Source organism: Vibrio sp., from assembly GCF_038138445.1.
Taxonomy (GTDB): domain Bacteria; phylum Pseudomonadota; class Gammaproteobacteria; order Enterobacterales; family Vibrionaceae; genus Vibrio.
In genome coordinates, this window is record NZ_JAYQDQ010000047.1 from 24337 (window position 1) to 31125 (window position 6789).

6 protein-coding genes are annotated in these 6789 nt (G+C 43.2%); 2 read left to right on the forward strand and 4 right to left on the reverse strand.

Annotated elements, in window-relative coordinates:
- Positions 1–63: 63 nt before the first annotated feature.
- The 4 genes from AAFM34_RS12990 to AAFM34_RS13005 all read right to left on the reverse strand — a co-directional run bounded on the left by AAFM34_RS12990 (position 64) and on the right by AAFM34_RS13005 (position 3769).
- Positions 64–888 (reverse strand): DUF2797 domain-containing protein, encoded by an 825-nt coding sequence (locus tag AAFM34_RS12990; protein ID WP_341663468.1) that lies wholly within the window; start codon positions 886–888, stop codon positions 64–66.
- Positions 889–995: 107 nt separating this feature from the next.
- Positions 996–1709: an ElyC/SanA/YdcF family protein gene (locus tag AAFM34_RS12995; protein ID WP_341663470.1), complete on the reverse strand. Its 714-nt coding sequence runs from the start codon at positions 1707–1709 to the stop codon at positions 996–998.
- Positions 1709–2038 carry a DUF3392 domain-containing protein gene (locus AAFM34_RS13000; RefSeq protein WP_341663472.1) on the reverse strand — a complete coding sequence of 110 codons (330 nt, stop codon included), beginning with the start codon at positions 2036–2038 and terminating at the stop codon, positions 1709–1711. Before AAFM34_RS13000 ends, AAFM34_RS12995 begins: the two co-directional genes overlap by 1 nt.
- Positions 2039–2080: 42 nt before the next feature.
- Positions 2081–3769, reverse strand: a complete 1689-nt coding sequence (locus AAFM34_RS13005; protein WP_341663474.1) for an NAD-dependent malic enzyme — start codon at positions 3767–3769, stop codon at positions 2081–2083.
- A gap of 144 nt (positions 3770–3913) precedes the next feature.
- Here AAFM34_RS13005 and AAFM34_RS13010 point away from each other — a divergent pair, with 144 nt between their 5' ends.
- Both AAFM34_RS13010 and AAFM34_RS13015 read left to right on the forward strand, forming a co-directional pair.
- Complete coding sequence (locus tag AAFM34_RS13010; protein ID WP_341663480.1) at positions 3914–6259, forward strand: helicase-related protein; 2346 nt, start codon at positions 3914–3916, stop codon at positions 6257–6259.
- A 189-nt stretch (positions 6260–6448) separates the two neighbouring features.
- Entirely contained in the window at positions 6449–6763 is a 315-nt protein-coding gene (locus AAFM34_RS13015) for a hypothetical protein (protein WP_341663476.1), read from the forward strand.
- Positions 6764–6789: the final 26 nt, after the last annotated feature.

The following is a 6789-nucleotide window of genomic DNA, read 5'->3' on the forward strand; positions in this document are numbered from 1 at the left end:
TTAAGTTAACTCAATATCAACAAAGCCCTTATGGTAAGCATAAGGGCTTTTTGTTTCTGACTGTTAGTCAGAAACTTCCACTTCATAGGAAGTGAATTTACGAATATTGATGACACCGGTGTCAAAAATCATATATTGCCCTTTGATACCTTGAAGTACACCCGTGACTTGGGGATCTTTATCAAAGTTGTGCGACGTGATTTTACTAGGGTGCTTAAGCACTGGATAACCGATTGACATGGTTGTACCATCAAGTATTTCTATCGAATCTTTACCAAATTTTTGTCTGATTTCTTCTACTTTGGGTTCAATTAAAGGCAAAAGCTCAGAGAATTTTTGCTCAAGGGCTAGAGGTTCGCCATCTTGTTTGAGTAAGGTTCTCCAATTCGTTTTATCGGCAATATGTTTGGCGATTTCAACTTCAATGAGTCCTGATATATGACGGGTTTGGACTTTAAATATTGGCAACCCTTGAGTAGCCCCCTGATCTATCCATCGCGTAGGTATTTGTGTATGCCTAGTAATACCGACTTTGACGCCTGAAGTATTGGATAGATAGACGTAGTGGTCGACCATGCAGTTTTCCTCACCCCAGGATGGTTCTCGGCAAGTACCTTGGTCATAGTGGCATGTCTCTGGTTTCATTATGCACATATCGCAGCTGGCGAGTTTTTTCATGCATACAAAACAATGGCCTTGAGAGTAGCTTTTTTTCGTTTTCTTACCACATGAGCAACAGAATATATTGCCAGTATGTGTCAGGGTGAGTGTTTGGCCGATAAATGGCTTCAGGTTAACGGTTTGCTCTCCTACAGGCAGCTGATATTGCACCTGTTCTTCTAGTGAGGCACGCATTTTTTTTAATGTACCTTTTGCGATGGAAGACATAGACATTGCTCTTTATTATTAAATGTAATTTCAGTGTATCAGATAGGAATATTGAAAATAATCATGGTGAGGTTCAAGCTCGAAGGTGCAATTAAGTTGCTACGAGCTCAATTGTCGGAATTTTGAACAGCTTCTTCTCCGTGTATTGGCTCTTTGGGGCCAAGAAACTTGGGCCGTTCACGCATAATATAAAGGTCAAGTACGGCTTTTGCTCTAGCGAAAACTTCACGTAATCTGATTTGATATCCCGAATGCGCGCTAGGTCCGGGAACCGCAAAACACTTGGCCTTGATATTATGAAAATTAGCGATAAATAGTGCGCGTTCGCAGTGAAATTTTTGGGTGATGATTAGAAAATTATCGGTTTCAAAGATTTCCTTAGCACGGACAATGGAATCAAGAGTCCTAAAACCAGCGTAATCAAGAAAAATATTGGACTCAGGAATATCGGCTTTGAGTAAATCTCTCTTCATTGTCCATGGTTCATTGTACGAGCGATGAGCATTATCACCACTAAGAAGAAAGTTATCGACTTTTTCTCTTCGGTATAAGTCAATAGCAGCATCGATTCGATTACTGTAATAAGCATTTAAGATCTTGCCTAGATATTTGCTTGTACCAAGCACAACCGCGACATCAAACTTGCCAATTTCCTCTGATACGCTGTAAAGCTGATCTTTTGTTTGGTAAGAAACCCAGCGGTCGATAGCAAATAGCCCTGCGGAAGCGAAAACCAAGAGAATTGGCAAACACTTGAGCCCCTTTAGCAAATATGCCAAATAATGATCAGAGGGTTTAGGTTGATGGAAAAGCCTTCTCACTAAATTTGTCGATTCCGTTGCGCCCATGAGCCGATAAATATAAAGCATACAACAACAATAGAGAACATGATGCCTCTATCTAAACTATGCAATGTCCGAGTTAGGTAAGGTGTTGCTTTTACGATAACTAAACCATACCCAAATGCATTGACTAAAATAAATGCCGCAGTTCGGGTTAAGAAATGCTGGTTGCGAAGAACTCTTCTGAGTAACGTATTGATTTCACCGCCGAAAACGACCAATAGGCAAGCGATGAGCGCAATGGATATTTCATTTAAGTAGGGCAGAAGATATTTACCCGCAGGGGAAAGAAAGTCAAAAAACATCATATATAAAGGCCCCTGTTGCCAGGGGTTCGTACCATTAAGAATTTAGAATGAAGTGCGTTTGTACTTGCGGTATACAGGCTGCCAAAAGTGATGCTCAATGGACTCTTCCAACGCATCGTCCGGAATCTCTAATGCGACACCTTCTTCTATGGCTTTTTTGGCCACCGCAAAGGCGATTTTTTTCGACACTGAGTGAATGGCTTCTAGAGGAGGAAGTAGTGCACCTTGGCCGTTGACAGCCATTGGTGAACACTTGGCCAGCGCACGACTTGACTCCATAAGCATTTCGTCTGTTACTCGCTTAGCTTGAACAGATAGAACTCCTAAGCCGATACCGGGGAAAATGTAGCTGTTGTTACACTGAGCTATTGGGTAGGTTTTTCCTGCGTGGACTACGGGATCAAAAGGGCTTCCTGTTGCGACAAGAGCTTCACCATTAGTCCATTCAATAATGTCATGAGGGGTTGCTTCAACTCGACTCGTCGGGTTTGAGAGTGGGAAGACAATTGGGCGAGGACAATGCTTATGCATTTCCTTGATAACGTCTTCGCTAAACAAGCCTGGTGCGCCAGATACACCGATTAACACGGTTGGTTGTCCATTTCGAATGACATCTAGCAATGAGAAGCCAGTCCCTTCTGCTTCCCATTTGTTGGTTACGCTGTGTTTTTGAACAAGTCTTTGTTGGAAATCGAGCAGATTAGGCATGCCTTCTTGCAGTAAGCCCCAGCGATCAACCATAAACACTTGAGAGCGAGCTTGTTGATCTGAAATACCTTCAGAAATCATTTGAGCGATGATGGCTTCTGCTATTCCGCAGCCAGCAGAACCAGCGCCGAGGAAAGTGATACGTTGCTCTGAAAGTTTAGTTCCAGCTGCTTGGCAAGCAGCTAGGAGTGAACCAACTGTAACTGCTGCTGTACCTTGAATATCATCATTAAAGCAGCAAATACGGTCTTTGTAGCGCTCAAGTAAAGGCATCGCATTCTTTTGAGCGAAATCTTCAAACTGGATCAAAGCTTCAGGCCAGCGGTGATGAACCGCTTGAATGAAGTCTTCAACAAAACCATCATATTCTTCACCGGTTATACGAGGATGGCGCCAGCCCATATACATAGGGTCCGCAAGGCGCTGAGGATTATTAGTACCTACATCCAAAACGATAGGCAGTGTATAAGCTGGGCTGATGCCACCACAAGCGGTGTAAAGTGCCAGTTTACCAATTGGAATTCCCATACCTCCTATACCTTGGTCACCAAGGCCTAAAATTCGTTCGCCATCTGTAACCACAATGACTTTTACATTATGGTTAGAGGCATTGTTTAGTAGGTCGTCGATTCTGTCTCGATTTGCGTAAGAGATGAATAGGCCACGACCTCTTCGATAGATATTTGAAAAGTTCTCACATGCCGCACCAACGGTCGGTGTGTATATAATCGGCATCATTTCAGATACATGATTTTGCAGTAGCCGATAGAATACTGTCTCGTTTGTATCTTGGATATTGCGCAGATAAATATGCTTGGCCATATCACTTTCAAAATTTTGGTACTGTTGGTACGCACGCTCCACCTGTTCCTGAATCGTTTCAGTCTTTTCCGGTAATAGGCCTTCTAAATTGAAAGATGCACGTTCTTCAGCAGTAAAGGCACTGCCTTTGTTGAGAAGTGGCGTACTGAGAAGGGCTGGACCAGCGTACGGAATGTATAAGGGGCGTTTATCGTTATTCATCACTTGCCTATAAATGTAGGGTCTTAGGGAACGGGAACCAGAAAATGATAGGGATTACTAACCATATTGTAAACCGAATATTCCTGCATTATGGACCAGAATAAGTATATACTTTCCACCTTTTCCAAGATCTCGATGCGTACTATGCTCAGCTTACCCATAGATACCCTAAAATCTGACTTTCTCAACCGTTTATCTACTCATAATATGATAGTAGAAGCCGAAACAGGCTCCGGCAAATCGACTCGGTTACCCGTTTGGGCTCAGGAACAAGGAAAAGTGTTAGTGGTCGAACCAAGGCGCATAGCCTGTACGTCACTTGCGCAGTATGTAGCAGAGCAGAGAAACGAGCCTGTGGGACAATCAGTGGGTTACTCTATCAAGCTTGAAAATTGCGCTACTGATGATAGCCAGATTGTCTTTGTCACTCCGGGGGTTGCATTGCGTTGGCTCGCTGAAAATAAGCTTTCTGGCTTTGAGATCGTCATTGTCGATGAATTTCATGAACGTCGTTGGGATACAGATTTACTTGTTGCGCTATTGAAAGAATACAATAGCCACCGCTTAGTGATTACCTCGGCAACCATAGAAGGACAGAAGCTGGCAAATTACCTAAATGCCGAGCGATTGCAGTCAACGGGAAGAAGTTACCATGTGGCAATCGAGCACCGAGGCATAGACTCCCGCCAACTTCCAGACGGCAGAAGCCTAGAGTTGAGAGTAAAAAAAGAAGTCGAATATTTAATGGACTTAGATGGTGATATTCTGGTTTTTTTACCCGGTCGTAAGGAGATTGCTCAATGCCAGAGTGTGTTATCCAATCTGTCGGATGTGATAGTTGCACCGCTTCATGCATCAGTAACCGATCAGCAAAGAGATCTTGCCCTTACGCCTCAAAGTCAAAAGAAAGTTGTCTTGGCAACCAATGTTGCCGAAACATCATTAACGATACCTAATGTTGTCGCAGTCATAGACTCGGGGTTAGAGCGCCGAACAGAGCAGAGAAATGGCAAGACAACCCTGTGTTTGAAGCATATTTCTAAAGCAAGCGCTCGTCAGCGTAGTGGTCGTGCAGGGCGAGTGATGGATGGAATATGTGTAAGATTATATGGTGAACATGCAGCGCTAGTTGAGGTGGCGCCACCAGAGCTTCATCGCGAAGCGCTCAGTGAGCCTATGCTTGCAGCCGCGTGCTGTGGACATCGGTTATCCGATTTGATCTTTTTAGACTCGTTACCAGAGAAATCACTCCATCAAGCACATACCATGCTCGAAAAGATGGGTGCAATAGATTCTCGGGGGCAAGCAACACAACATGGACAGCGTTTGTACCCACTTCCGATTGATGCACTATATGCCGACCTCGCGACTCGTATGCCAAAACGCAATCTACAGGAAGCAATGGTGGACCTAACATCTGTATTAGCTACTCCAGCAGATATATGTCGCCTTGTTTCTTCTGAGGAGTCGCAGCAACAGCTCAATAAAGAAGAGCCCTTGGGTAGTGATGGCGAGTTGATGATCCGAGTTTTAAGAGGAGCAATCTTTTCAGGTGTTACTATTGACCAAGAAGCATTGAAGGAAGCACAAAAGCTTTCTGAACAAATGAGAACAGTGTTTGAGTTACCTAAATTGGAGGTTGCTTCTCGTTATGATCATCAGGAACTTGTGGAGGCGATTGCCTACTTACATCCAGAGCTTTTGTTTGTGCGTCGTGAAAAGCGTCGAGATGCATTTTCTAACGGCCAAATGGAGATTACACTAGGTCGAAATAGTCGGCTACAAGAAAACGTAGAGGCTGCTTTGGTTATGGATACTCACAGCTTACCGGGACGAGGCGTAAAGCAGACATTGAATATTGCGACTCATACTTTGCCTGTGCGGTTGGCCACATTTGAAAAGCTCAATATTGGTGAATGGGTTGAAGGTGATGTTGTATCACTTGATGAAGCACCACATGTTGAGATGAAGTTGATGTATGCTGGGCGTAACATTGCCACAAAAACCCAATTGGCGGAAGGGGAGGCGGCGAGCAAATTACTACTAGAAGCGGTTAAGAGAGACGAAGTACTACCAGGCTTTGCCAAACGACGAAATGAAGAGATTGGGCATTGGAAATTGTATCAAGCTCTAGAAAAGAAATCGTTATCGAAAGAAGTGGAAGACCTTAGTTTTGAGTCTTGGTTTTTAGGTCAGTTAGAGGCTCTTGAGTTGACTGACTTATCGGATTTAGAACTGTTCAATGATGACGATTTCCCATTTGATGGCATTCCACAGTGGGAATATGATGACTTTGCATCTAAGCATCCATTTCAACTCTTTATTGGTGATTTGAATTTAACCGTCGAATATTTCCCCAGCAAGAAATTGGTTTATGTAATATATCAATCAGGACTTCGAAAAAGTGATCCAAAACGATGGGAATTGCCGAGGTGGCCTGGCTGGCGGGTACAATATAAGAAGGCGAGTAGGGTTGTTGATATTCGTTAATCTGTGACTAGGTCACAAATTAACATGAGAGAAGAAAAACTGCTTTTTCAATAATTGATAACTATGTAAACGGATTTTCTGTTCGAGTAACTGGGCTATACTATCTACACAGATAAGGCAGACCTCTTTGTTTTGAGGCTGTCTATATCAAATGCATGGTGTGGTTAACTTGTGTTATAGAGGGTGCCCATGGATGACAAACTTTCTTTTACTATATTTTCTGTAACACTGTTGTGGGCTATAACGACACTCCCAGCCCATGCCAACAATAACTTTAATTACAATTATCTCTATGCAGACTTAGCTGCGGGCTCTTTTAACGATGATCTTGGTACGAACAGTAGCGTAACTTCCTTAGCAGTAGGGGGCAAAAGAGTCATTGAAGAGCAAATGCTTGCCACCATTGACTATGAGGCAAGGTTTATTCACCCAAGTGATAACACAACAACTGAAAATTATATTTTGCTTCCAGGCATGGCACTGAGGAATCCCCTGATAATTTAGATAAAAATCATCAAGTTAAGGTAGAT